This window comes from Streptomyces sp. NPDC048623 (assembly GCF_040650755.1).
Classification (GTDB): Bacteria; Actinomycetota; Actinomycetes; order Streptomycetales; family Streptomycetaceae; genus Streptomyces.
In genome coordinates this window covers 147,417-170,395 of sequence record NZ_JBEZHV010000014.1, presented here as the reverse complement: position 1 = coordinate 170,395, position 22,979 = coordinate 147,417, and the positions used below count along the sequence as shown (strand labels likewise).

The window sequence follows — 22,979 nt, the reverse complement described above, 5'->3', positions numbered from 1 at the left end:
GCGCGCCCTCCGGCCTCACGATCGCGCCCATGGGTCTTCGGGTCACGCTGGTCGCGGCGGCACGCAGCTCCTCCCTGCTCGCCGAACGCTTCGACGACGACCGGCCCCTCGACGAGGCCGGCTGGTACGAGGTGCAGCTCGCCGCGCCCCGGCTGATTCCGCTCGGTGCGGCCGAGCTGCGCTACTGCTCCCCGACGGCCCGCAGCCGCGCCACCGGCACCGCCCTCGGCTTCGCCCCGCTCGCCCAGCCCGCCCTGCGCGACTGCGACATGGGCCGCTGGCGCGGCCACACCCTCGCCGAGGTCGCCACCCTCGAACCGGCCGCCGTCGACCACTGGCTCGCCGACCCGCGCACCGCCCCGCACGGCGGCGAGAACCTGCTCGCCTTCATCACCCGCGTCGGCGGCTGGCTGGACACCCGGCCCGCCGACGACGGCTCCGCCATCGTCGCCGTCGCGGAGCCGGCGGTGGTACGGGCCGCCCTCGTCTACGCGCTGAAGGCCCCGCCCGCCACGTACTGGAACGTCGATGTCCGCCCGCTGTCGACGGTCACCCTGACCGGGCGCCCGGGGGCCTGGCACCTGGAACTGGCGGCCGCGATGTCATAGCGGTCAGCGGTCAGGCGTCAGCGGTCAGCGGGCGGGGGAGCGGGTGTGACCGGCTAGCCTGGTGGCACGATGAACCGTTTGACCACGTCCTGGGGCACCTTCCCGCTCACCCGCTTCCCCGCCGACCCGCGCGATCCGCTGCGGGCCTGGGACGCGGCCGACGAGTATCTCCTCAACCACCTCGCCGAGACCGGCACCGAGCTGTCCGGGACCGTCGCCGTCCTCGGCGACCGGTGGGGCGCGCTGGTGACCGCGCTCGCCGCCGCGGGGAGCGGCACCGCCGCACTGGTGCAGATCTCCGACTCGTACCTCGGGCGGAGCGCCACCGCCGAGAACCTGGCCCGCTCCGGGGCCGCCCCGGACGCGGTCACGCTGCTCACCACCCAGGACCCGCCGCCCGAGCGGATCGACGTCCTCCTCGTCCGGGTGCCCAAGAGCCTCGCGCTCCTGGAGGACCAGCTGCACCGGCTCGCTCCCGCCGTGCACGAGGACACGGTGATCGTCGGCACCGGCATGGTGAAGGAGATCCACACCTCGACGCTCTCGCTGTTCGAGCGGATCCTCGGCCCGACCCGGACTTCCCTCGCCGTGAAGAAGGCCCGGCTCATCCACACGACGCCGGACGCGGCCCTCGTACGGAGTGCCAACCCCTGGCCGTACCGCTACGCGCTGCCCGCCGACGCCCCCGCCGGCCTCGCCGGGCGCACCGTCGTCAACCAGGCCGGCGTCTTCTGCGCCGACCGCCTCGACATCGGCACCCGCTTCCTGCTCCAGCACCTGCCGGCCGGCCTCGGCGCCGCCCGCGTGGTCGACCTCGGCTGCGGCAACGGCGTCGTCGGACTCGCCGTCGCGCTCGCCGAGCCCGCGGCCGAACTGCTCTTCACCGACGAGTCGTACCAGGCCGTGGCCTCCGCCGAGGAGAACTTCCGCACCCACGCGGGGGAGGGCCGCAAGGCGGAGTTCGCCGTCGCCGACGGGCTCGCCGACGCCGCCCCCGGCTCCGTGGACCTGGTGCTCAACAACCCGCCGTTCCACAGCCACCAGGCCACCACCGACCACACCGCCCGCCGGATGTTCGCCGACGCCCGCCGGGCGCTGCGCCCCGGCGGGGAACTCTGGGTGGTCGGCAACCGGCACCTCGGCTACCACGTCACGCTGCGCCGTATCTTCGGCAACAGCGAACTGGTGGCGAGCGACCCGAAGTTCGTGGTGCTCCGAGCCGTCAAGCGGTAGCCGGACAGGCCCTACGCCAGGGACACCAGCTCCCGGCAGCCCTCGTTCCACAGGTCCGCCCGGTGGTCCGACAGTCCTGGTGGGTGACCCCGGTGACAGCCGAACGAGGGCGGCACGGCTGTCGGTGGCCCGGGCTACTGTGCGCCCCATGAAGACCGACTCCGCCGACGCATTGCCCGACGACTCCGCCGACGACCCCGAAGTCGCCTCCCTCCTCGATGACTTGGCCGGCGCCGACCCCGCCCGTCTGACGCGGCACGCCGACGCCCTGCTGCCCGCGCTGCTCCGCAGCCTCGCGGGCGTGCAGTCGTCCGCCGCCCTCGCTCCGGCCAGGCGGGCCTTCGGCTTCATCGGGCCGACCGCCTTCGACGCCGTCCTCGCCGCCTGGCGCCGCAAGGAACTGACGGACTGGCAGGCGGGCCACCTCCTCGGCGCCTTCGACGAGCGCTGCGCCGACCGGTACGCGGCCCTGGCGGCCGATCCGCACTACGGCACCTCGGGCCACGGTTTCATGGGGCTCGTGCGCCTGCGTACGGACTCCGAGGCGGGCGTGCGGGCTCTCGCGGACCGTTACGGGTCCGGCCTGCTCATGCCGTACAAGGGGGCCGACTACGCGCGTCTGATGGACGAGTCCTTCCGGCCCCGGCTGCGCACCATGCGCCGCGACCCGGCCGTGCCCGCGCGGGCACGGCGGGGCGCGCTGGCGGCGCTGGTGGCGGGCGGCGGCACCGACGCGCTGGACGCCCGGGACCGTGCGGCGATCGAGCGGCTGATCCGGGTGAAGATCCCGCACGAGGTCCCGCGTCTCCCGGACTCGACCCTCAGCGGCTGGTGGATGGCCGTGCCCGGGGCGTCGTACGAAGGCGTCTTCGAGGCCCTGGGGCTGCACGAGCGCCGGCCCGTCACGGTCGCCTGCGGTGTCGCGGCGGCGGGGGGCCGAGCCGTCCAGGTGCCCGGCCCGGAGCGGGAAGGCGCCGCCCGGTTCGCCGACCGGGCCTTCGTCACGCCGGAGCTCGACGGCTGGCGCCTGGTCTTCGGCTCCTTCGACACGCTCGTCGGCGAGGACTGGGAGGACATGACCGAGACCGTGGAGCGGGTCAGCGCGCACTGCGGCCAGGCCCAGCTCTTCTTCCTGGACGACGCCGGCGGCTCCGACGTGTGGATGGTCGCCGAGCAGGGCCGGGTCATCCGCCAGTACGCCGCCGAGGGCGACCCCGAGTGGGAGGGCGATCCGCTGCCCTGGGAGACCCTCGCGGTCGACGACGAGGACTTCGACCCCGAGTACGACGAGGCCCCGGCGAACGCGGGCACCACCGGCGCCCGGTCCGCCTGCGCGTACCTCTCGGCCGACCCCGGCGCGGTGGGCCCGGACACCGCGGTCCGCGGCCACGGCTGGCTGGCCGTGACCGCCCCCGGCGTCGGCCACGGTGCCTTCCCCGGCGTGCTTCCGATCTGACGCCTCCTCCCGCCACGGCGGCCTGCTTCCTAGTCGAAGTCGGTCATGTCTCCCGTCGCGGGTGTGCCCTCGGCGAGCCCGTAGCGCAGATACACCGTGCCCTTCGGGCTCGCCGCCGGCGGCGCCAGGAGCGTGAGGTTGGTGGGGACCGCGCCGTCGTCGAACACCTTCTTCCCGACGCCGAGCACGATCGGGTGCACCCAGAGGTCGAACCGGTCGAAGAGCTTCTCGCGCAGCAGGGTCTGCACGAGGTTCAGGCTGCCGACGACCTTCACATGCTCGTGCCGCTCGCGGATCTCGCGCACCGCGGCGGGCAGGTCGGGCCCGAGCTGCGTGGACCCGGCCCAGGAGAGCTCGGGCGTGCCGCGGGAGGCCACGTACTTCGGGATGCGGGCGAAGAGCGCCCCGAAGTCGTTGTCCTCGTGCTTCGGCCAGTAGCCGGCGAAGATGTCGTACGTCCGCCGCCCGAGCAGCAGCGCGTCGGTGCCCTCGTACGCGGCGTCGACCTGCGCCCCGGCGACCTCGTCGATCAGCGGCGCCTGCCAGCCTCCGAACGGGAACTCCTCCGGGTCCTCCTCGGGGCCGCCGGGCGCCTGCCCGACGAGATCGAGGGTGGCGAACATGGCGATGTGGATGAGACCCATGGCGTGCTCCTTACAAGGCGATGGTCCGCGTCGGATGGCTCCGCCGTCGGATGTCTCCGTCACAGAGATAGACCCGCCCCGGCCCGCGGACTCATCGCCGCCCGCCCGCCCACTCCATCGGCTCATTGCATAAAACTGCGGACGCACGTATAGTCATGCCATCCATGAGGAGGGTTTCGATGACGGTACGAGCAGCAGTCGCGGGCGCGAGCGGATACGCGGGCGGAGAGCTCCTGCGCCTCCTCCTGGCCCACCCCGAGGTCGAGATCGGCACCCTGACCGGGCACTCCAACGCCGGTCAGCGGCTCGGCGGCCTCCAGCCGCACCTGCTGCCGCTGGCCGACCGGGTGCTCACCGAGACCACCCCGGAAGCCCTCGCCGGACACGACGTCGTCTTCCTCGCGCTGCCGCACGGACAGTCCGCCGCCGTCGCCGAGCAGCTCGGGCCGGACACCCTCGTCGTCGACATGGGCGCCGACTTCCGGCTCAAGGACCCGGCCGACTGGGAGACCTTCTACGGCTCCCCGCACGCCGGCACCTGGCCGTACGGCCTTCCCGAACTGCCGGGCGCCCGCGCCGCGCTGGAGGGGTCCAAGCGCATCGCGGTGCCCGGTTGCTACCCCACCGCCGTGTCGCTCGCCCTCTTCCCCGCGTACGCCGCCGGGCTCGCCGAGCCGGAGGCCGTGATCGTCGCCGCCTCCGGCACCTCCGGCGCCGGCAAGGCCGCCAAGCCGCACCTGCTCGGCAGCGAGGTCATGGGCAACATGTCCCCGTACGGCGTCGGCGGCGGCCACCGGCACACCCCCGAGATGATCCAGAACCTCAGCGCGGCGGCGGGCGAGCGGGTCACCGTCTCCTTCACGCCCACCCTCGCGCCGATGCCCCGCGGCATCCTCGCCACCTGCTCGGCCACCGCCCGGCCCGGCGTCACCGCGGACACCGTGCGCGCCGCGTACGAGAAGGCCTACGCCGACGAGCCGTTCGTCCACCTCCTGCCCGAGGGGCAGTGGCCGGCGACGGCCTCCGTCTACGGTTCCAACGCCGTTCAGGTCCAGGTCGCCCACGACCCGGCGGCGAACCGGATCATCGCGATCAGCGCCATCGACAACCTCGCCAAGGGCACCGCCGGCGGCGCGGTGCAGAGCATGAACATCGCCCTCGGGCTCCCCGAGACGACCGGACTCTCCACGATTGGAGTCGCTCCATGAGCGTCACCGCAGCGAAGGGATTCACGGCCGCGGGCATCGCGGCCGGGATCAAGCAGAACGGCAACCCGGACCTGGCCCTCGTGGTCAACACCGGGCCGCGCCGCGCCGCCGCGGGCGTCTTCACCTCCAACCGCGTCAAGGCCGCGCCGGTCCTGTGGTCCCAGCAGGTCCTCGCCGACGGCGAGCTGACCGCCGTCGTCCTCAACTCCGGCGGCGCCAACGCCTGCACTGGCCCGCAGGGCTTCCAGGACACCCACGCCACCGCCGAGAAGGTCGCCGAGGTTCTCACCAAGGCCGGCCGCGAGACCGGCGCCGGCGAGGTCGCCGTCGCCTCCACCGGACTCATCGGCGTACTGCTCCCCATGGACAAGCTGCTGCCCGGCGTCGAGACGGCCGCGGCCGAACTCTCCGAGCACGGCGGCGAGAAGGCCGCCATCGCCATCAAGACCACCGACACCGTCCACAAGACCGCGGTCGTGACGAAGGGCGAGTGGACGGTCGGCGGCATGGCCAAGGGCGCGGGCATGCTCGCCCCCGGCCTCGCCACCATGCTCGTCGTCCTCACCACCGACGCCGACGTCGACGCCGCCGGCCTGGACGCCGCCCTGCGCCACTCCACCCGGCTCACCTTCGACCGGGTCGACTCCGACGGCTGCATGTCCACCAACGACACCGTGCTGCTGCTCGCCTCCGGCGCCGCCGGCGTCACCCCGGCCCAGGACGAGTTCGCCCAGGCCGTCCAGGAGGTCTGCGCCGACCTCGCCCGCCAGCTCATCGGCGACGCCGAGGGTGCCAGCAAGGACATCAAGATCGAGGTGATCAACGCGGCCACCGAGGACGACGCCGTCGAGGTCGGCCGCTCGATCGCCCGCAACAACCTGCTCAAGTGCGCCATCCACGGCGAGGACCCCAACTGGGGCCGGGTGCTCTCCGCCATCGGCACCACGTCCGCCGCCTTCGACCCTGACAAGCTCAACGTCGCCATCAACGGCGTCTGGGTCTGCAAGAACGGCTCCGTCGGCGAGGACCGCGAGCTCGTCGACATGCGCTACCGGGAGGTCGTCATCACCGCCGACCTCGCCGCCGGCGCCGAGACCGCCGTCATCTGGGCCAACGACCTCACCGCCGACTACGTCCACGAGAACAGCGCCTACTCCTCATGAGCAACAGCACGCGGAAGCACACCGCGCTCCCCAAGGCCCAGATCCTCATCGAGGCGCTGCCCTGGCTCACCCGGCACCGCGGCAAGACCGTCGTCATCAAGTTCGGCGGCAACGCCATGGTGGACGAGGAGCTGAAGGCCGCCTTCGCCCAGGACGTCGTCTTCCTGCACCACGCCGGCCTCCGGCCGGTCGTGGTGCACGGCGGCGGCCCGCAGATCAGCGCCGCCCTCGACAGGCACGGCATCGTCAGCGAGTTCAAGGCCGGCCTGCGCGTCACCACCGAGGACGCCATGGACGTCGTACGGATGGTGCTCGCCGGCCAGGTCCAGCGCGAGCTGGTCAACCTGCTCAACCAGCACGGCCCGCTCGCCGTCGGCCTCACCGGCGAGGACGCCCACACCATCACCGCCACCAAGCACCTGCCGGAGATCGACGGCGAGCAGGTCGACATCGGCCGGGTCGGCGAGATCACCGCCATCGACACCGGCGCCATCGAGGCGCTCCTGGAGGACGGCCGCATCCCGGTCGTCTCCTCCATCGCCCGCTCCCAGGACGACGGACATGTCTACAACGTCAATGCTGATACGGCGGCTGCGGCACTCGCTGCGGCGCTGGGCGCCGAGACGCTGATGGTCCTCACCGACGTCGAGGGCCTCTACGAGGACTGGCCGAACAGCGACGAGGTCATCAGCCGGCTCACCGCGAGCCAGCTGGAGAAGCTGCTGCCCGAGCTGTCCAGCGGCATGGTCCCCAAGATGGAGGGCTGTCTGCACGCCGTGCGCAACGGCGTCACCACGGCCCGCGTCATCGACGGCCGGGTCCAGCACTCCATCCTCCTGGAGATCTTCACCGACGAGGGCATCGGCACCATGGTCGTGCCCGACGAGACCACGGACGCCGCCAAGGGGGAATCATGAGCAACCAGGACCTGACCCAGCGGTGGCAGGGCTCGCTGATGGACAACTACGGCACCCCCCGGCTGCCGCTGGTCCGCGGCGAGGGCGCCAAGGTCTGGGACGCCGAGGGCAACGAGTACCTCGACTTCGTCGGCGGCATCGCCGTCAACGCCCTCGGCCACGCCCACCCGGCCGTCGTCGAGGCCGTCTCGCGGCAGATCGCGTCCCTCGGTCATGTCTCCAACCTCTTCGTCGCCGAGCCCCCGGTCGCCCTCGCCGAACGGCTGCTCCAGCTCTTCGGCCGGCCCGGCAGGGTCTTCTTCTGCAACTCCGGCGCCGAGGCCAACGAGGCCGCCTTCAAGATCGGCCGGCTCACCGGCCGCCGCCACATGGTCGCCACCCAGGGCGGTTTCCACGGCCGCACCATGGGCGCCCTCGCGCTCACCGGCCAGCCCGGGAAGCAGGCCCCGTTCCTGCCGCTGCCCGGCGATGTCACGCATGTGCCGTACGGCGACGCCGAGGCGCTGCGCGCGGCCGTCACCGAGGAGACGGCCCTGGTGATCATCGAGCCCGTCCAGGGCGAGAACGGCGTCGTCGTGCCCCCGGCCGGCTATCTCACCGCCGCCCGCGAGATCACCCGCGCCACCGGCACCCTCCTCGTCCTCGACGAGGTCCAGACCGGCATCGGCCGGTGCGGCACCTGGTTCGAGCACCAGGCCCACGAGGGCGTCGAGCCCGACGTCGTGACGCTCGCCAAGGGCCTCGGCGGCGGTCTCCCGCTCGGCGCCACCGTCGCCTTCGGAGCGGCCGCGGAGCTCTTCACGCCCGGCCACCACGGCACCACCTTCGGCGGCAACCCCGTCGCCTGCGCCGCCGGACTCGCCGTCCTGGACACCCTCGGCGCCCACGGCACCCTCGACGAGGTCAAGCGGCTCGGCGAGAAGCTGCGCGACGGAATCGAGGGTCTCGGCCATCCGCTGGTCTCCCATGTCCGTGGCTCCGGCCTTCTGCTGGGTATCGTGCTCACCGGGCCCCTCGCACCCCAGGTGCAGCAGGCGGCCCAGGACGCCGGTCTCCTGGTGAACGTGCCCGCCCCCGATGTCGTACGCCTCATGCCGGCGCTCGTCATCGGCGACGCCGAGGTGGACGCCTTCCTCCGGGCCCTGCCCGGCGTCCTCGACGAGGCGAACGGGCAAGCACGAACCGGAGAATGAGACGACGATGACCGACGCGCAGGAACCCGAGCACGGCGGGCCGTCCGTTCCGCAGACCCGCACCGCACGCCACCGCAGGATCGTCGACATCCTCAACCGGCAGCCGGTGCGCTCGCAGAGCCAGCTCGCCAAGCTCCTCGCCGACGACGGGCTGAGCGTCACCCAGGCGACGCTCAGCCGCGACCTCGACGAGCTCGGCGCGGTGAAGATCCGCAACACCGGCGGCGAACTCATCTACGCCGTGCCCAGCGAGGGCGGCTTCCGCACCCCGCAGGCACCGCTGGGCGAGTCCGCCAAGGAGGAGCGCATGCGGCGCCTCTCCGGCGAACTGCTGATCTCCGCCGAGGCCTCGGCCAACCTGGTGGTGCTCCGCACCCCGCCGGGCGCCGCCCAGTTCCTCGCGTCGGCCATCGACCAGGCCGAACTCCACGCGATCCTCGGCACGATCGCGGGCGACGACACCCTGCTGCTCATCTCCCGCGACCCGGCCGGCGGGCAGGCGCTCGCCGACCACCTGCTCCGCCTGGCGCAGAAGGACCGCTGACTCGAAGGGCGTTCATCAGCGCGTGATCGCCGTCGGCCCGCCCCGCGTGCCGACGGCGATGCGCGGCCGCCGCCCCGCTACCGAGCCGTGCGGGGGAGCGGCGGCAGCGGCAGGGGCAGGCCCGGGAGTCCGTCGATGCTGGTCGCGATGTCGTCCTTCTTGGCGAAGTACGCGCCGAGGGAGGCGTCGTCCTCGCGGGCGAAGCGCTTCTCGTGCAGGTCGCGGTCCTCGTCGTATGTCATGAACGGCACGCCGTACCCACAGGTGTCCCGCACGAGTTCGGCCCGCACGACGATGACCGCCCGCGGCCCGTGCGGCTCCGGGTCGATCCCCGGGAAGTGCCCGAGCAGCTCGCCCCAGCGCGGATCGTCCCGGAACACCGGCTCCCCGCGCCCGTGCACCCGCACGATGTTCGGCGGCCCCTGGAAGGCGCACCACATCAGCGTGATCCGCCCGTTCTCGCGCAGGTGCGCCACGGTCTCGGCGTTGGACCCGGCGAAGTCCAGGTAGGCGACGGTGTGTTCGTCGAGGACGGCGAGGGAGCCCTTCAGCCCCTTCGGCGAGAGATTGACCGTGCCGTCGCCGGCGAGCGGCGCGGTGGCGGTGAAGAAGATCGGCTGGGCCTCGATGAAGGCGCGAAGTCGTCCGTCGATGCGGTCATACGTTTTTCCCATGCGCACATTCTGTGCTCGGGGCGCCCCCATCGCCCGGGCGTTTCAACGGCCGGGCCGCAGCAGCCGGTTCCGCCAGAACCATCGCCGGACCCGGGTCCGCGGCAGCGGATCCTCATCCGCGTGCGGGTCCGGTGCCGGTACCGGCACAGGGCCCGGTACCGGTACCGGCATCGGCGCAGGGTCCGGGTCCCCGGCGAGCCGCCGGGCCGTCTCCTCGTACGCGACCGAGCCGAGCTCCCGCAGCAGTCGCAGCGCGCGCACGCGCACGTGCAGCGGCCGGTCCGGCCCGGTGCGCCGCACCAGCTCCTCCTCCGGCAGCCGGTGCGCCCAGGGCAGCAGCGCCCGCGCCGCCTCCCGTACGACACCGGGCGCGGGATCGTCGAGCAGCGGCAGCAGCCGGGCGAAGTCCGCGACCTCGAACAGCCGCAGACCCGCGACGGCGGAAGCCCGCACCAGCGGGTCCGGGTGCCCGGTGAGATCCCACAGCACTTCCATGTCCCGCTTCCGGTCGCCGCACTCGGCGAGCCCGAGCGGCGCCCGCCTTGGCACGGCCGCCGGATCCGCACAGGCCGCCCGGTAGAGGGCCAGCGGGTCGCGGCCGTCCTGGCGCAGGACCCAGCGGGCGCAGGCCCGGACCAGCCCCGACCGGTCGTAGAGGTACGGCTCCGCCTCCGCTGCTCGCCCGGCCTTCCGCAGCGCGGTCACCCCGGCCGAGCGCACCGCGCCGGTCCGCGCGCCGAGCAGCAGCGGCAGCGTCTCGTCGGGGACGCCCGCCGCGAGCGCGGCGTTCGCGGCCCGGTCCTGGACGGCCACGTCCTCGTCGTACGCGGCGAGGTGGGCCAGTTCGGTGGGGGACAACAGCCCGCGCTCGACGGCGAGGCCGAGGGCGATCCGCCGGGTGAGCCGGTCCCGGTTGAGGAGCAGGGCGGTGAGGGCGGCGGGCGGGGCGTCGCGCAGCAGTTCCTGGAGCAGGTCGGTCGCCCGGCCGCCACGCACCCGGTCGCGGAGCCGGAGGATCACGGGTGCGGTGACGGCAAGGGTTCTCGCGTCGGCCCTGGGGAGGGCTTCGGTGAGGACCGCGAGCGCCCGGTCCCGTACCGCCGGAACCCAGTCGGTGGTGCGGACGGCGACCAGGGGGAGGACGGCGGGGCGCTGGGCGGCGTGGGGGAGGGCGGCCTCGCGGATGCGGCCGTCGCCGTCGCACAGGGCGAGGACGAGTTCCGCCTCGGTCGGCGCCGGGTCGCCCGGGAGGTCCCGCAGCACGGTCGGGCGCACGCTCTTGGCGAGCCACTTGTGGGCCGGGAACGCCAGGCCCGGCCACTCGTACACGGACCGGATCCGCTCGTCCAGGGCGAGCCACGCCCCCGGCCGCCCCACGTCGACGACCTCGTCCAGCGCGCGCCCTCGCGCGAGCCCCCGTACCGCCGCCTCCAGCGGCCGCTCCTCGCTTGTCATGCACGCAGGCTAGGGCCCGCGCACCCGCTCCCGCCTGGGATTTTCCGCTGCGCGGAGGACCGCACCCAGAGCGCGTTGACAAAACATACGGAGGACTGCATAGTTATACCCATCAGTGGTTGCAAGGTAAGGAGAACCCCGTGACCGAGCGCGTCGTACTCGCCTACTCGGGCGGCCTGGACACCTCCGTCGCCATCGGCTGGATCGCCGAGGAGACGGGTGCCGAGGTCATCGCTGTCGCCGTGGACGTCGGCCAGGGCGGCGAGGACCTGGACGTCATCCGCAAGCGCGCGCTCGCCTGCGGTGCGGTCGAGGCCGAGGTCGCGGACGCCAAGGACGAGTTCGCCGACGAGTACTGCCTCCCGGCGATCAAGGCCAACGCCCTCTACATGGACCGCTACCCGCTGGTCTCGGCGCTCTCCCGGCCGGCCATCGTCAAGCACCTCGTCGCCGCCGCCCAGAAGCACAACGCCTCCATCGTCGCCCACGGCTGCACCGGCAAGGGCAACGACCAGGTGCGCTTCGAGGCCGGCATCCAGGCCCTCGGCCCGGACCTCAAGTGCATCGCCCCGGTCCGTGACTACGCGATGACCCGGGACAAGGCCATCGCCTTCGCCGAGAAGGCGAACCTGCCGATCGCGACCACCAAGAAGTCCCCGTACTCCATCGACCAGAACGTCTTCGGCCGGGCCATCGAGACCGGCTTCCTTGAGGACATCTGGAACGCGCCGATCGAGGACATCTACGAGTACACCCAGAACCCGGCGCTCGCCCGCGAGGCCGACGAGGTCGTCATCTCCTTCAAGGAGGGCGTCCCGGTCGCCATCGACGGCAAGCCCGTCACCGTTCTTCAGGCCATCCAGCAGCTCAACGAGCGCGCCGGCGCCCAGGGCATCGGCCGGATCGACATGGTCGAGGACCGGCTCGTGGGCATCAAGTCCCGTGAGGTGTACGAGGCTCCCGGCGCGATCGCCCTGATCACCGCCCACCAGGAGCTGGAGAACGTCACCGTCGAGCGCGAGCTGGCCCGCTACAAGCGGCAGGTCGAGCAGCGCTGGGGCGAGCTCGTCTACGACGGCCTGTGGTTCTCGCCGCTCAAGCGCGCCCTGGACGGCTTCATCAACGAGGCCAACCAGCACGTCACCGGCGACATCCGGATGACCCTGCACGGCGGCCGCGCCGTCGTCACGGGCCGGAAGTCCGCGGAGTCGCTGTACGACTTCAACCTCGCCACCTACGACACCGGCGACACGTACGACCAGTCGAAGGCGCAGGGCTTCATCGACATCTTCGCGCTCTCGTCGAAGATCGCCGCGAAGCGTGACCTGGCCTGATCCACCGTCGTTCGACAGCCGCCTCCCTGATCCGTCCGCGGCAGGGAGGCGGTCGCACATCCGAAGCACGCAGTCTTGAGGAGCAGCAGTGAGCAGCAACAACGGTGACGTCCGGCTCTGGGGCGGCCGGTTCGCCGACGGGCCCGCCGAGGCCCTGGCGAAGCTGTCCGCGTCCGTCCACTTCGACTGGCGGCTCGCGCCGTACGACATCGCCGGTTCCCGTGCCCACGCGCGCGTGCTGCACAAGGCCGGGCTCCTCACCGAGGACGAGCTGACCCGCATGCTGGGCGGGCTCGACCAGCTGGAGGCGGACGTCGCCGACGGCTCCTTCACCGGCACCATCGCCGACGAGGACGTCCACACCGCCCTGGAGCGCGGACTGCTCGAACGCCTCGGTGCCGAGCTCGGCGGCAAGCTGCGGGCCGGCCGGTCCCGCAACGACCAGGTCGCCACCCTCTTCCGGATGTACCTGCGCGACCACGCCCGGATCATCGGCGGCCTGATCGCCGAGCTCCAGGACGCGCTGGTCGGCCTCGCCGAGGCGCACCCGGACGTGGCGATGCCGGGCCGGACCCACCTCCAGCACGCCCAGCCGGTGCTCTTCGCCCACCATGTCCTCGCGCACGTGCAGTCCCTCTCCCGGGACGCCGAGCGGCTGCGGCAGTGGGACACCCGGACCGCCGTCTCCCCGTACGGCTCCGGCGCGCTGGCCGGCTCCTCGCTCGGGCTCGACCCGGAGGCGGTCGCCAAGGACCTCGGCTTCGAGCGGGGCTCGGCGGGCAACTCGATCGACGGCACGGCCTCGCGCGACTTCGTCGCCGAGTTCGCCTTCATCACCGCGATGATCGGCGTGAACCTGTCCCGGATCGCGGAGGAGATCATCATCTGGAACACGAAGGAGTTCTCCTTCGTGACCCTCCACGACGCCTTCTCCACCGGCTCGTCGATCATGCCGCAGAAGAAGAACCCGGACATCGCCGAGCTGGCCCGGGGCAAGTCCGGCCGCCTCATCGGCAACCTGTCCGGCCTGATGGCGACGCTGAAGGCGCTGCCGCTCGCCTACAACCGGGACCTCCAGGAGGACAAGGAGCCGGTCTTCGACTCCTGCGACCAGCTGGAGGTCCTGCTGCCCGCCTTCACCGGCATGATGGCGACCCTCACGGTCAACCGCGAGCGGATGGAGGAGCTGGCCCCGGCCGGCTTCTCGCTCGCCACCGACATCGCCGAGTGGCTGGTCAAGCAGGGCGTGCCGTTCCGGGTGGCGCACGAGGTGGCCGGCGAGTGCGTGAAGGTCGCCGAGGCGGAGGGCAAGGAGCTCGACGGTCTGACCGACGAGCAGTTCGCCAAGATCTCCGAGCACCTCACCCCCGAGGTCCGCACCGTCCTCAACGTCCCCGGCGCCCTCGCCTCCCGCAACGGCCGCGGCGGCACCGCCCCGTCGGCGGTCGCCGCCCAGCTGGTCGAGGTCAAGGCCGACCTGGTCATCCAGCACGCCTGGGCCACCGCCAAGCAGTAACCCCACAGCCCGTCACAGCGCCGCCGCCCAGAAGCAAGGGCGGCGGCGCTGTGGTTTTTCCGCCGTGTGCGTGTACGCCACCTGCTTCCCGAGAAGTCTCGGTCAGGCGCCTGGGGGCCTCGTATGCCACTGTCATGAGCCGCAGAAATATCGTCTGAGACATAGATGTCTCATTCGGTGTATGGTCGTCTCATGGCCGTCGATCGCACCCACGTGCTCCGCTCCGCCGCCGCCACGCTCTCCGTGAAGGCGACCGCCACCATGGACGAGGTCGCCCGGGCCGCCGGGATCGGGCGGGCGACGCTGCACCGGCTGTTCGCCGGGCGGGAGGCGCTGATCCGGGCCCTGGAGGAGATGGCCATCCAGGAGCTGGAGACCGCCCTCGACCGGGCGCGGCTCGACGAGGGGCCCGCCGACGACGCGCTGCGCCGGCTCGTCGGCGAAGTGGAGCCCGTCGCCCCGCTGCTGTCCTTCCTCGTCACCGAGAACCAGCTGTTCGAGGGGGAGGAGCAGCACGCGGGCTGGGCCCGGCTCGACGCCCGGATCGCCGCGCTCTTCCGGGGCGGCCAGGAGCAGGGCGTCTTCCGGATCGATCTGACCCCGGCCTGGCTCTGCGAGGCCTTCTACGGCCTCGTCGGCTCCGGCGCCTGGGCCGTCATGGACGGCCGGGTCGCCGCCAAGGACTACCAGTACATGATCACCGAGCTGATGCTCGGCGGAGCACGCAGGAGCGTGGAGAAGTGACCAGCGACAGCCTCATGAGTGCGAAGAAGCAGCACGAAAGCCATACGGAGGGCGCGCGCCGGCCCGGCCGGTGGCTCGCCCTCGCCGTCCTCGTCCTCGCCGTGCTGCTCGTGGCCGTCGACGCCACCGTACTCGGCCTGGCGACCCCCTTCCTCTCCGAGGACCTCAAGCCCTCCGGCACCCAGCTCCTGTGGATCGGCGACGTCTACTCCTTCGTCATCGCCGGACTGCTCGTCTCCATGGGCAGCCTCGGCGACCGCATCGGCCGCAAGAGGCTGCTGCTCACCGGAGCCGTCGCGTTCGGCGCCGTCTCCGTCCTCAACGCCTACGCGACCAGCCCCGAGATGATGATCGTGGCCCGCGCGCTGCTCGGCGTCGCCGGCGCCACCCTCATGCCGTCCACCCTCGCCCTGATCCGCAACCTGTTCCACGACCCGCGCGAGCGCAGCCTCGCCATCGGCATCTGGGGCGCCATGGCCTCGGCCGGTGCCGCCGTGGGCCCGGTCGTCGGCGGCTTCCTGCTCGAACACTTCTGGTGGGGCTCGGTCTTCCTCATCAACCTGCCCGTGATGGGCGTCCTGGTCCTCGTCGGCGCCAAGCTGATCCCCGAGTCGAAGAACCCGGACCCGGGCCCCTGGGACCTGCCCAGCGTCGGCCTCTCCCTCCTCGGCATGATCGGCGTCGTCTACGCGGTCAAGGAACTGGCCGCCCACGGCCCCACCCCCGACGCCGCGCTCGCCGCCGTCGCCGGCCTCGGCGCCCTGACCTGGTTCGTACGCCGCCAGCTCACCCTGCCGGCCCCGCTCCTGGACATGCGCCTGTTCCGCCACCGCGGCTTCTCCGGCGCCGTCCTGGCCGACCTGCTGACCATCCTCGGCCTGTCCGGCCTGGTGTTCTTCCTGTCCCAGTTCTTCCAACTGGTGCAGGGCCGGTCACCCCTTGAGGCGGGCCTGGCCGAACTGCCCGCCGCCGTCGGCGCGGTGACGGCCGGTCTGATCGCGGGCAACGTCGCCCGCCGCTTCTCCGTGCGCTCGGTCGTCGCGGGCGGTCTCGGCTCCATCGGCCTCGCCCTCGCGGTGCTCACCGCCATCGGACAGGCCACCGGCTACCCGCTGCTCGGTGCGAGCCTGCTCGTCGTCGGTACGGGCGCGGGCTTCGCGTTCACCGTCACCGCCGACGTGATCCTCTCCAGCGTCCCCAAGGAACAGGCCGGTGCCGCGTCCGCCGTCTCCGAGACGGCCTACGAGCTGGGCGCGGCCCTCGGCATCGCGCTGCTCGGCTCCATCGTGACCGGCGTCTACCGGGACTTCACCACCCCGGCGGGCATCCCGGCGCACACCGCCGCCGCGGCCCACGACTCGCTCGGCGGCGCCGTCGAGGCCGCCGCGGGCCTCGCCCCGGCCCAGGGCGGCGCGCTGGTCACCGCCGCCCAGGACGCCTTCGTCGACGGTCTGCGCATCGCGGCCGGCATCGGCGCGGCGGTGCTGCTCGCGACGGCGGTCGCGGCCTGGTTCCTGCTGCGCGGCCAGAAGCTGGAGAAGTAACCAGTTGTGGGCATACGTTCCGCAAGGCGGAACGGGTGGGCACAACGCCACAGGGGCGGTGCCCTTTCCAGGACCTCGCCCCTGTGGGCCTGCCTTTGGTGCGGCCGTCAGGCCGCCTTCGCCTTCGTCGCGTACATGTCCACGTACTCCTGGCCCGACAGCCGCATGACCTCCGCCATCACCGAGTCCGTCACCGCCCGCAGCACGTACCGGTCGCGGTCCATGCCGTCGTAGCGCGAGAACTCCATCGGCTCGCCGAAGCGGACCGTCACCCGGCCCGGGCGCGGCATGCCCGCGCCGCCGGGCTGGAGCTTGTCGGTGCCGATCATCGCGAACGGGACCACCGGCGCGCCGGTCATCAGGGTGAGCCGGGCGATGCCGGTGCGGCCGCGGTAGAGGCGTCCGTCGGGGGAGCGGGTGCCCTCCGGGTAGATGGAGAAGACCTTGCCCTCCTCCAGGACCCGGCGGCCGGTCATCAGCGCGGCCACACCGCCGCGGCCGCCGTCCCGGTCCACCGGGATCATGCCGGTGCTGGTGAAGAACCAGGCCATCAGCCGGCCCTTGAGGCCGGTGCCCTTGACGTACTCGTCCTTGCCGATGAAGTAGGCCGGGCGGTCCAGGCAGATCGGCATGATCATCGAGTCGATGAAGGTCAGGTGGTTGCCCGCGAGGATCACCGGGCCGGTGCCCGGGACGTTCTCGGCACCCTCGACGCGGGGACGGAACATGAGGCGCAGGACCGGACCGAGGACGGCCTTCATGATCGCGAGTCGGGACAACGGTTCCTCCGGTGTCGGGCGGCTCGATGGAGCCGACGGTGCAGGGGGGTGACGATACTCGCGGGTCACCGCCAGTCGCACATCGGGTTCACGGAACGGATACGGCGTGTTGACGTGTGTTTCCGCCGTGTTCCGCGCAGGTCTGCCGCCCGTAGGGCCTCAATGCCTAGCGTCGGGGGCGCAGTTGCGCAGGTGCGGGACATCACACGGACAGCACACGGACAGCACACCGAGATCACACCGAAGGAGTGTTCATGACACAGCCCGAGCGCCCGACCCCGGCCCGACGCGCGGTCCTCGGCGCGGCCGGAGCCGCTGTCCTCGGCGGTTCCACCGTCCTCGCGGCCGGCACCGCCCAGGCCGTCCAGTCGGCCGTCGCCGCGGACGCCGACGCTGTGCCCGGCCCGCGCACCCATGGCCACGGACACGGCTACCGCTCGTTGCCCGTCCCCACCGTCATCGGCCACCGCGGCGCCAGCGGCTACCGCCCCGAGCACACCCTCGGCTCCTACCAGCTGGCCCTCGACATGGGCGCCGACGTCGTCGAGCAGGACCTCGTCCCCACCAAGGACGGACACCTGGTCTGCCGCCACGAGAACGACATCACCGGCACCACCGACGTCGCCGACCACCCCGAGTTCGCCTCCCGGAAGACCGCCAAGACCGTCGACGGGGTCGCCCTCACCGGCTGGTTCACCGAGGACTTCACGCTCGCCGAACTCAAGACCCTCCGGGCCAAGGAACGCATCCCGGCCACCCGCCAGCGGAACACCCTCTACGACGGGCGCTGGGCCGTCCCCACCTTCGAGGAGGTGCTGCGCTGGGCCGAGCAGGAGGGCCGCCGCCGCGGCCGCCCGGTGTGGCTGCACGTCGAGACCAAGCACCCCACCTACTTCCGCTCGATCGGCCTGCCCCTCGAAGAGCGGCTCGCGAAGCTGCTGCGCCGCTACGGCCGCCACCGCGCCGACTCTCCCGTCTTCCTGCAGTCCTTCGAGCCCGGCAGCATCCAGCGGCTCGCGAAGCTCGTCGACTCCCCGCGCGTCGTGCTGCTCTCCGGCGCGAGCAGCCGCCCCTGGGACTTCGTCGCGGCCGGCGACCCGCGCACCGTCGCCGACCTCGTCACGCCCGCGGGCCTGCGCTGGATCGCCTCGTACGCGCAGGGCATCGGCCCCACCATGGACCTGATCCTGCCGCGCGACGCGAGCGGGCGGCTCGCCGCCGAGACCACGCTGGTGCGCGACGCCCACGCGCAGGGCCTGATCCTCCACCCGTACACGATGCGCAACGAGAACGCCTTCCTGCCCACCGAGTACCGCCGGGGCACCGACCCCAACGCGTACGGCGACGCCTTCGGTCTGCTCAAGCGCTACTTCGAGACCGGCATCGACGGGATCTTCTCCGACAACGCCGACACGGCGCTGCTGGCCGCGGCCGAGTTCCGCGACCGCTGAGCCATAGCCATAGCCATAGCCATCGCCATCGCCGGGCCGCGCCGGCCCGGCCCGTACCCCCGACCGGGTGGTTTCGGGCCGGGCCCGCAACCGGCCCGGCCCCCGCCCGCATCGTCGCGGGCATGACCTCCCACAGCACCACCCACGGCACCACGCCCAGCACCACCCGCAGCGCCTCCGACGCGCTGCTCGCCTCCCTCACCCCGCTGCTCGCGGCCGAGTCGCAGGCCGAGGCGCCCGCCGCCGGCATCGAGCCGGACGACCTCGAACAGGCCGTGTGGCTGCGCCTCCTGGAACGCCTCCGGGACGACGACGCGCCCGAACGGCCCGCCGACTGGCTCCGCCGGGCCGTGCGCGCCGAGGCCCGCCGGGCCCGCCGGGCCTCCGCCCGCGAACGCCCGTACCACGGCGAGCCCGCCCACGAACCCGCCCACGAGCCCCTGCCGCAGGGCTCTCCCGAGAGCCACGTCCTCGTCTCCGAACGCCGCCGCTCCGTGCGCGCCGCCGTCCGCCGCACCCCCGGCCACTGCCCCCGGCTGCTGACCGCGATGCTCCACCCCGACGACCCCACCTACCGGGAAATCGCAGGAGCGTTGGGTATCTCACAGGGGAGTCTGGGGCCGATGCGTTCCCGTTGCCTGGGATGCCTGCGCAGAATGCTGGCGGCAGAGGTTCCCGGCGCGGGTGCGCGGGGAAGGGTGCCGTAGACCCACGGCGGACGAGATCAGCGGGAGGCATGCGCACATGGGCATGAGCGTGACCATCTCAGCGGCGGACGTGACGCAGGACGCGGAGAGCATCCTGAAGCTCCAGTACCTCTGCTACCAGCGCGAGGCCGAGATCTACCAGGACTGGTCGATCGAGCCGCTGACCCAGTCGCTCGACGCCCTGCGCGCCGAACTCACCGAGGGGCGCGCCTTCGTCGCCCGCCTCGGCGACGAGGTCGTCGCCTCCGTGCGCGGGCGGCTCGACGAGGACGGCACCGTGCGGATCGCCAAGCTCATCGTCCACCCGCGGATGCAGCGCCACGGCATCGGCGGCCGGCTCCTCGACGCCATCGAGCGCCACTACGCCGAGGAACCCGCCCCCGCCGCCAAGCGCTTCCAGCTCTTCACCGGCCACCGCAGCGAGGGCAATCTGCGGCTCTACCGCAGCAAGGGGTACGCCCAGGTCGGCACCCGGGAGGTCGGGCCCCGGCTCACCCTCGTCACCCTGGAGAAGGCCGCCGCCTAGGAGGTTCTCCCTAGGCCGCGGCGGCCTCGGCGCGAGCCCTGCGCAGCCACCAGATGCCGCTCAGCGGCAGCAGCACCGGGATGAAGACGTAGCCGTAGCCGTAGTCCGACCAGACGGTCGCGTCCGGGAAGGCCGACGGCTCGACCAGCGTCCAGGTGCCCACGATCAGTACGCCCGCGAGCTCGGCGGCGCAGCACACCAGCGCCGCCCTGCGGGCCGTCTCGCCGCCCCGTACCAGCGTGTACGTGATGAAGGCGTACACCACGGCGGCCACCGCCGACAGGCCGTACGCGAGCGGCGCGCGGTCGAACTCGGTGGCGATCTGGTAGATCGAGCGGGACACCGCGCCCACCGACATCACGCCGTAGAGCCAGACGAGCAGCACGCCCGGCCCCTTCACCAGACGGCCGGTCCTCGTCGCTTCGCCGGTCTCGGTCGCGGTCATGATCAGCCCACCGTCCAGATGTCGTAGAGACGCACTTCGAGCACCGCGAGCACGACCGCGCCCGCCGCCACCGTCGTCGAGCCCCACTTGCTGCGCTCGGTCAGCGAGAGCAGCCCGGCCGCGGGCACCGCGCACAGCGCGCCGACGAGATAGGCGATGAAGATCGTGGTGCCCTCCTCCGCCTTCTCGCCGCGCACCAGCTGCACGATGCCGACCACGAGCTGCACCAGGGCGAGGAAGGTCACCACGGCCATGCCGATGAAGTGCCAGTCCTTGGTGGGCTGGTTCCGGTAGGCGGCGAAGCCGCACCAGGCGGCGAGGGCGAGCGCGGCGGCGGAGACCGCGACCGTCAGGGCGTCAAGCATGCGCCCGAGGGTATTACGGCCCGTACGCCCGGATGCGCCCGGCCCCACTCCGACGAGCCCCCGCCCGTCCCCTACGGCGGCCCCCGCCCGTCCCCTACGGCGCCCCCGGGCCGCCTTCTCCGTCGCCCCGCCCGTCTCCCGGAGCGTGGCCTTGGCCACAGACCCCGTCCCCGGCCGCCCTGTCCGCGGGTCCCGGTCCGGCCGGTCCGGCACCCTCGTCGGCCCAGGCCACGCCCGGGGGAGCGGAGCCCGCCGGCGCCCCCTCGCCGGCCCGGCCCGTCCGGATGCCATCTCACCACTGTCCGCTATTCGGACACCTCCCTTCCGTTCGCACGTTTGCATGCTTTACTTACCGACATGACCACGACGAGCAGCCGCACCCTTGCGACCGAGGCGAACCAGACGCCCGGTGCTCGTTGTCTGTGTCGAATGTGCGCCAACTGAGGGCCCCCGCCTGAGACTCGCGCCCCGAAGCGAGCCCCGACGGACGAGCCGTTCCGCCGCCGTTCCGGCGCCGGACCGAGCCGCCCCGCGCACGTGCTGCTTCCCGGCCGAACGCCGTGACCAGCCGCCCTGCGCCTGACTGTCCGAATGACGAATGCCGTGCACGGCGGACCCAGCGCCGCGCACTCGACAGTGACGGAAACCCTGTGATCACCACTTCGGGCCTGACCAAGGTCTACGAGTCGCGAGGCCGCCAGGTCACCGCTCTGGACGGCGTCGACCTCCACGTTCGCGAAGGCGAGGTCTTCGGCGTGATCGGCCAGAGCGGCGCCGGCAAGTCCTCGCTCATCCGCTGCGTCAACCTCCTGGAGCGCCCCACCTCCGGCACCGTGACCGTCGACGGCGTCGATCTCACCGCCCTCGCCGGCAAGGGCCGCCGGGCCGGCAAGGACCTGCGCCGGGCGCGCAGCAGCATCGGCATGGTCTTCCAGCACTTCAACCTGCTGTCCTCACGCACCGTCAAGGACAACATCGAGCTCCCCCTTGAGATCCTCGGTGTCTCCGGCGCCGAACGCTCCCGCCGCGCCCTGGAACTCCTCGACCTCGTCGGCCTCGCCGACAAGGCCAAGGCCTACCCCGGGCAGCTCTCCGGCGGCCAGAAGCAGCGCGTCGGCATCGCCCGCGCCCTCGCCGGCAAGCCCAGGGTGCTGCTCTCCGACGAGGCCACCAGCGCCCTCGACCCGGAGACCACCCGCTCCATCCTCCAGCTGCTGCGCGACCTCAACCGGCAGCTCGGCCTCACCGTCCTCCTCATCACCCACGAGATGGACGTCGTCAAGACCATCTGCGACTCGGCCGCCCTCATGCAGCGGGGCCGCGTCGTCGAGTCCGGCACCGTCGGCGAACTCCTCGCCACCCCCGGCTCCCAGCTCGCCGCCGAACTCTTCCCGGTCAGCGGCGCCGCCACCGGCCTCGACCGCACGGTCGTCGACGTGACCTTCCACGGCGACGCCGCGGGCCGGCCGGTGATCTCCCAGCTCTCCCGTACGTACAACATCGACATCTCGATCCTCGGCGCCGCCATGGACACCGTCGGCGAACGCCAGATCGGCCGCATGCGGATCGAACTCCCCGGCCGCTACGAGGAGAACGTCGTCCCGGTCGGCTTCCTGCGCGAGCAGGGCCTCCAGGTCGAGATCGTCGAACCGGCCGAACCGGTCGAACCGCAGGACGCCGCCCCGGCCCCCGCCGTCGCGCCCGTCCTGGTGAAGGAAGGTGCCAAGTGACCTGGTCCGAGATGCAGCCGCTCCTTGAGCAGGGCACCGTCGACACCCTCTACATGGTCCTGTGGGCCACCGTCGTCACCATCCTCGGCGGCCTCCCGCTCGGCATCCTCCTCGTCCTCACCGACAAGGGCGGACTGCTGCAGAACCGGCCGGTGAACAAGGTCGTCGGCGCGATCGTGAACGTGGGCCGCTCGCTCCCGTTCATCATCCTGCTGATCGCCCTCATCCCCTTCACCACCCTGGTCGTCGGCACCTTCATCGGCCCCACCGCGATGATCGTGCCGCTCGCCATCGGCGCCATCCCCTTCTTCGCCCGGCTCGTCGAGACCGCGATCCGCGAGGTCGACCACGGACTCGTCGAAGCCGTCCAGTCCATGGGCGGCGGCATCCCCACCATCGTCCGCAAGGTCCTGCTCCCGCAGGCCCTGCCCTCCCTGGTCTCCGCCGTCACCACCACCGTGATCGTGCTCATCGGCTACTCGGCCATGGCCGGCGCGGTCGGCGGCGAAGGACTCGGCTCCAAGGCCATCACCTACGGATACCAGCGCTTCGACACCACCTTCATGCTGGTCACCGTCGTGGTCCTGGTCGTCATCGTGACCGTGGTCCAGCTGATCGGAGACGGCGTCGTCCGCCTCCTCGCCCGCCGCGGCCGCACCGCGTGACCCGCACCGCGTAAGCGGCGCCCCCGCCCGCAAGGGCCCCCGACTTCGTACCCCGAAGAACAGCCCGGACTTGTTGTC

23 protein-coding genes are annotated in these 22,979 nt (G+C 72.4%); 17 read left to right on the top strand and 6 right to left on the bottom strand.

Going from position 1 to position 22,979, the window contains the following annotated elements; translation table 11 throughout:
* The first annotated feature begins 29 nt into the window (after positions 1-29).
* The 3 genes from AB0C73_RS21575 (at position 30) to AB0C73_RS21565 (ending at position 3,297) form a co-directional block, all read left to right on the top strand.
* A complete protein-coding gene (locus AB0C73_RS21575) occupies positions 30-608 on the top strand; it encodes a histidine phosphatase family protein (RefSeq protein ID WP_362532415.1) in 579 nt (192 codons plus the stop codon).
* Positions 609-677: 69 nt separating this feature from the next.
* Positions 678-1,841 carry a methyltransferase gene (locus tag AB0C73_RS21570; protein WP_362532414.1) on the top strand — a complete coding sequence of 388 codons (1,164 nt, stop codon included), beginning with the start codon at positions 678-680 and terminating at the stop codon, positions 1,839-1,841.
* A 148-nt stretch (positions 1,842-1,989) separates the two neighbouring features.
* Positions 1,990-3,297 (top strand): hypothetical protein, encoded by a 1,308-nt coding sequence (locus AB0C73_RS21565; RefSeq protein WP_362532412.1) that lies wholly within the window; start codon positions 1,990-1,992, stop codon positions 3,295-3,297.
* Positions 3,298-3,326: 29 nt separating this feature from the next.
* On the opposite strand, the gene AB0C73_RS21560 is transcribed toward AB0C73_RS21565, so the two are convergent.
* Positions 3,327-3,941: a dihydrofolate reductase family protein gene (locus tag AB0C73_RS21560; RefSeq protein ID WP_362532409.1), complete on the bottom strand. Its 615-nt coding sequence runs from the start codon at positions 3,939-3,941 to the stop codon at positions 3,327-3,329.
* Positions 3,942-4,120: 179 nt separating this feature from the next.
* Here AB0C73_RS21560 and argC point away from each other — a divergent pair, with 179 nt between their 5' ends.
* Genes argC through AB0C73_RS21535 form a run of 5 tightly spaced genes read left to right on the top strand, consistent with a single transcriptional unit; the run spans position 4,121 to position 8,966 of the window.
* Positions 4,121-5,149 carry an N-acetyl-gamma-glutamyl-phosphate reductase gene (gene argC / locus AB0C73_RS21555; RefSeq protein ID WP_362532407.1) on the top strand — a complete coding sequence of 343 codons (1,029 nt, stop codon included), beginning with the start codon at positions 4,121-4,123 and terminating at the stop codon, positions 5,147-5,149.
* Entirely contained in the window at positions 5,146-6,312 is a 1,167-nt protein-coding gene (gene argJ / locus AB0C73_RS21550; RefSeq protein ID WP_362532404.1) for a bifunctional glutamate N-acetyltransferase/amino-acid acetyltransferase ArgJ, read from the top strand. Before argC ends, argJ begins: the two co-directional genes overlap by 4 nt.
* Entirely contained in the window at positions 6,309-7,229 is a 921-nt protein-coding gene (gene argB / locus AB0C73_RS21545) for an acetylglutamate kinase (protein ID WP_362532402.1), read from the top strand. The genes argJ and argB overlap by 4 nt, the downstream gene beginning before the upstream one ends.
* The gene (locus AB0C73_RS21540; protein ID WP_362532399.1) at positions 7,226-8,422 is read left to right on the top strand and encodes an acetylornithine transaminase; all 1,197 of its coding nucleotides are present in this window, start codon (positions 7,226-7,228) and stop codon (positions 8,420-8,422) included. The genes argB and AB0C73_RS21540 overlap by 4 nt, the downstream gene beginning before the upstream one ends.
* 7 nt (positions 8,423-8,429) lie before the next feature.
* The gene (locus AB0C73_RS21535) at positions 8,430-8,966 is read left to right on the top strand and encodes an arginine repressor (protein WP_362532397.1); all 537 of its coding nucleotides are present in this window, start codon (positions 8,430-8,432) and stop codon (positions 8,964-8,966) included.
* A 77-nt stretch (positions 8,967-9,043) separates the two neighbouring features.
* Here AB0C73_RS21535 and AB0C73_RS21530 read toward each other — a convergent pair whose 3' ends face one another.
* Together AB0C73_RS21530 and AB0C73_RS21525 are read right to left on the bottom strand one after the other, a co-directional pair.
* Positions 9,044-9,640, bottom strand: a complete 597-nt coding sequence (locus tag AB0C73_RS21530) for a pyridoxamine 5'-phosphate oxidase family protein (RefSeq protein WP_362532395.1) — start codon at positions 9,638-9,640, stop codon at positions 9,044-9,046.
* Between the two features lie 42 nt (positions 9,641-9,682).
* Complete coding sequence (locus AB0C73_RS21525; RefSeq protein WP_362532393.1) at positions 9,683-11,095, bottom strand: hypothetical protein; 1,413 nt, start codon at positions 11,093-11,095, stop codon at positions 9,683-9,685.
* Positions 11,096-11,235: 140 nt separating this feature from the next.
* On the opposite strand from AB0C73_RS21525, the gene AB0C73_RS21520 reads away from it, so the two are divergent.
* From AB0C73_RS21520 to AB0C73_RS21505, 4 genes are all read left to right on the top strand, one after another.
* Positions 11,236-12,429, top strand: coding sequence for an argininosuccinate synthase (locus AB0C73_RS21520; protein WP_362532390.1), 1,194 nt, complete (start codon positions 11,236-11,238; stop codon positions 12,427-12,429).
* An 88-nt stretch (positions 12,430-12,517) separates the two neighbouring features.
* A complete protein-coding gene (gene argH / locus AB0C73_RS21515; protein ID WP_362532387.1) occupies positions 12,518-13,945 on the top strand; it encodes an argininosuccinate lyase in 1,428 nt (475 codons plus the stop codon).
* Between the two features lie 192 nt (positions 13,946-14,137).
* Positions 14,138-14,689, top strand: coding sequence for a TetR/AcrR family transcriptional regulator (locus tag AB0C73_RS21510; protein WP_362532385.1), 552 nt, complete (start codon positions 14,138-14,140; stop codon positions 14,687-14,689).
* Between the two features lie 14 nt (positions 14,690-14,703).
* Positions 14,704-16,233, top strand: a complete 1,530-nt coding sequence (locus AB0C73_RS21505) for an MFS transporter (protein WP_362532493.1) — start codon at positions 14,704-14,706, stop codon at positions 16,231-16,233.
* A gap of 107 nt (positions 16,234-16,340) precedes the next feature.
* On the opposite strand, the gene AB0C73_RS21500 is transcribed toward AB0C73_RS21505, so the two are convergent.
* Positions 16,341-17,012, bottom strand: a complete 672-nt coding sequence (locus AB0C73_RS21500; RefSeq protein ID WP_362532383.1) for a lysophospholipid acyltransferase family protein — start codon at positions 17,010-17,012, stop codon at positions 16,341-16,343.
* Positions 17,013-17,266: 254 nt separating this feature from the next.
* Here AB0C73_RS21500 and AB0C73_RS21495 point away from each other — a divergent pair, with 254 nt between their 5' ends.
* The 3 genes from AB0C73_RS21495 to AB0C73_RS21485 all read left to right on the top strand — a co-directional run bounded on the left by AB0C73_RS21495 (position 17,267) and on the right by AB0C73_RS21485 (position 19,696).
* Complete coding sequence (locus AB0C73_RS21495; protein ID WP_362532381.1) at positions 17,267-18,463, top strand: glycerophosphodiester phosphodiesterase; 1,197 nt, start codon at positions 17,267-17,269, stop codon at positions 18,461-18,463.
* A 122-nt stretch (positions 18,464-18,585) separates the two neighbouring features.
* Positions 18,586-19,170: a sigma-70 family RNA polymerase sigma factor gene (locus AB0C73_RS21490; RefSeq protein ID WP_362532378.1), complete on the top strand. Its 585-nt coding sequence runs from the start codon at positions 18,586-18,588 to the stop codon at positions 19,168-19,170.
* 37 nt (positions 19,171-19,207) lie between these two features.
* Positions 19,208-19,696 (top strand): GNAT family N-acetyltransferase, encoded by a 489-nt coding sequence (locus AB0C73_RS21485; protein ID WP_362532375.1) that lies wholly within the window; start codon positions 19,208-19,210, stop codon positions 19,694-19,696.
* 10 nt (positions 19,697-19,706) lie between these two features.
* Here the strand turns inward: AB0C73_RS21485 and AB0C73_RS21480 are convergent, their stop codons facing one another.
* Both AB0C73_RS21480 and AB0C73_RS21475 read right to left on the bottom strand, forming a co-directional pair.
* Positions 19,707-20,141, bottom strand: a complete 435-nt coding sequence (locus tag AB0C73_RS21480; protein ID WP_362532372.1) for a hypothetical protein — start codon at positions 20,139-20,141, stop codon at positions 19,707-19,709.
* Between the two features lie 2 nt (positions 20,142-20,143).
* Positions 20,144-20,506, bottom strand: a complete 363-nt coding sequence (locus tag AB0C73_RS21475) for a hypothetical protein (protein ID WP_362532370.1) — start codon at positions 20,504-20,506, stop codon at positions 20,144-20,146.
* A gap of 650 nt (positions 20,507-21,156) precedes the next feature.
* Here AB0C73_RS21475 and AB0C73_RS21470 point away from each other — a divergent pair.
* A complete protein-coding gene (locus AB0C73_RS21470; RefSeq protein ID WP_362532367.1) occupies positions 21,157-22,236 on the top strand; it encodes an ATP-binding cassette domain-containing protein in 1,080 nt (359 codons plus the stop codon).
* On the top strand, positions 22,233-22,901 hold the full coding sequence (locus AB0C73_RS21465) for a methionine ABC transporter permease (protein ID WP_362532364.1): 669 nt from the start codon (positions 22,233-22,235) through the stop codon (positions 22,899-22,901). Before AB0C73_RS21470 ends, AB0C73_RS21465 begins: the two co-directional genes overlap by 4 nt.
* The last annotated feature ends 78 nt before the right edge of the window (positions 22,902-22,979 follow it).

Coding starts and splice junctions, on each gene's coding strand:
- AB0C73_RS21575 (WP_362532415.1), top strand. CDS start 30: ATGGGTCTTCGGGTCACGCTGGTCGCGGCGGCACGCAGCTCCTCCCTG.
- AB0C73_RS21570 (WP_362532414.1), top strand. CDS start 678: ATGAACCGTTTGACCACGTCCTGGGGCACCTTCCCGCTCACCCGCTTC.
- AB0C73_RS21565 (WP_362532412.1), top strand. CDS start 1,990: ATGAAGACCGACTCCGCCGACGCATTGCCCGACGACTCCGCCGACGAC.
- AB0C73_RS21560 (WP_362532409.1), bottom strand. CDS start 3,941: ATGGGTCTCATCCACATCGCCATGTTCGCCACCCTCGATCTCGTCGGG.
- argC (WP_362532407.1), top strand. CDS start 4,121: ATGACGGTACGAGCAGCAGTCGCGGGCGCGAGCGGATACGCGGGCGGA.
- argJ (WP_362532404.1), top strand. CDS start 5,146: ATGAGCGTCACCGCAGCGAAGGGATTCACGGCCGCGGGCATCGCGGCC.
- argB (WP_362532402.1), top strand. CDS start 6,309: ATGAGCAACAGCACGCGGAAGCACACCGCGCTCCCCAAGGCCCAGATC.
- AB0C73_RS21540 (WP_362532399.1), top strand. CDS start 7,226: ATGAGCAACCAGGACCTGACCCAGCGGTGGCAGGGCTCGCTGATGGAC.
- AB0C73_RS21535 (WP_362532397.1), top strand. CDS start 8,430: ATGACCGACGCGCAGGAACCCGAGCACGGCGGGCCGTCCGTTCCGCAG.
- AB0C73_RS21530 (WP_362532395.1), bottom strand. CDS start 9,640: ATGGGAAAAACGTATGACCGCATCGACGGACGACTTCGCGCCTTCATC.
- AB0C73_RS21525 (WP_362532393.1), bottom strand. CDS start 11,095: ATGACAAGCGAGGAGCGGCCGCTGGAGGCGGCGGTACGGGGGCTCGCG.
- AB0C73_RS21510 (WP_362532385.1), top strand. CDS start 14,138: ATGGCCGTCGATCGCACCCACGTGCTCCGCTCCGCCGCCGCCACGCTC.
- AB0C73_RS21505 (WP_362532493.1), top strand. CDS start 14,704: ATGAGTGCGAAGAAGCAGCACGAAAGCCATACGGAGGGCGCGCGCCGG.
- AB0C73_RS21495 (WP_362532381.1), top strand. CDS start 17,267: ATGACACAGCCCGAGCGCCCGACCCCGGCCCGACGCGCGGTCCTCGGC.
- AB0C73_RS21490 (WP_362532378.1), top strand. CDS start 18,586: ATGACCTCCCACAGCACCACCCACGGCACCACGCCCAGCACCACCCGC.
- AB0C73_RS21485 (WP_362532375.1), top strand. CDS start 19,208: ATGGGCATGAGCGTGACCATCTCAGCGGCGGACGTGACGCAGGACGCG.
- AB0C73_RS21480 (WP_362532372.1), bottom strand. CDS start 20,141: ATGACCGCGACCGAGACCGGCGAAGCGACGAGGACCGGCCGTCTGGTG.
- AB0C73_RS21475 (WP_362532370.1), bottom strand. CDS start 20,506: ATGCTTGACGCCCTGACGGTCGCGGTCTCCGCCGCCGCGCTCGCCCTC.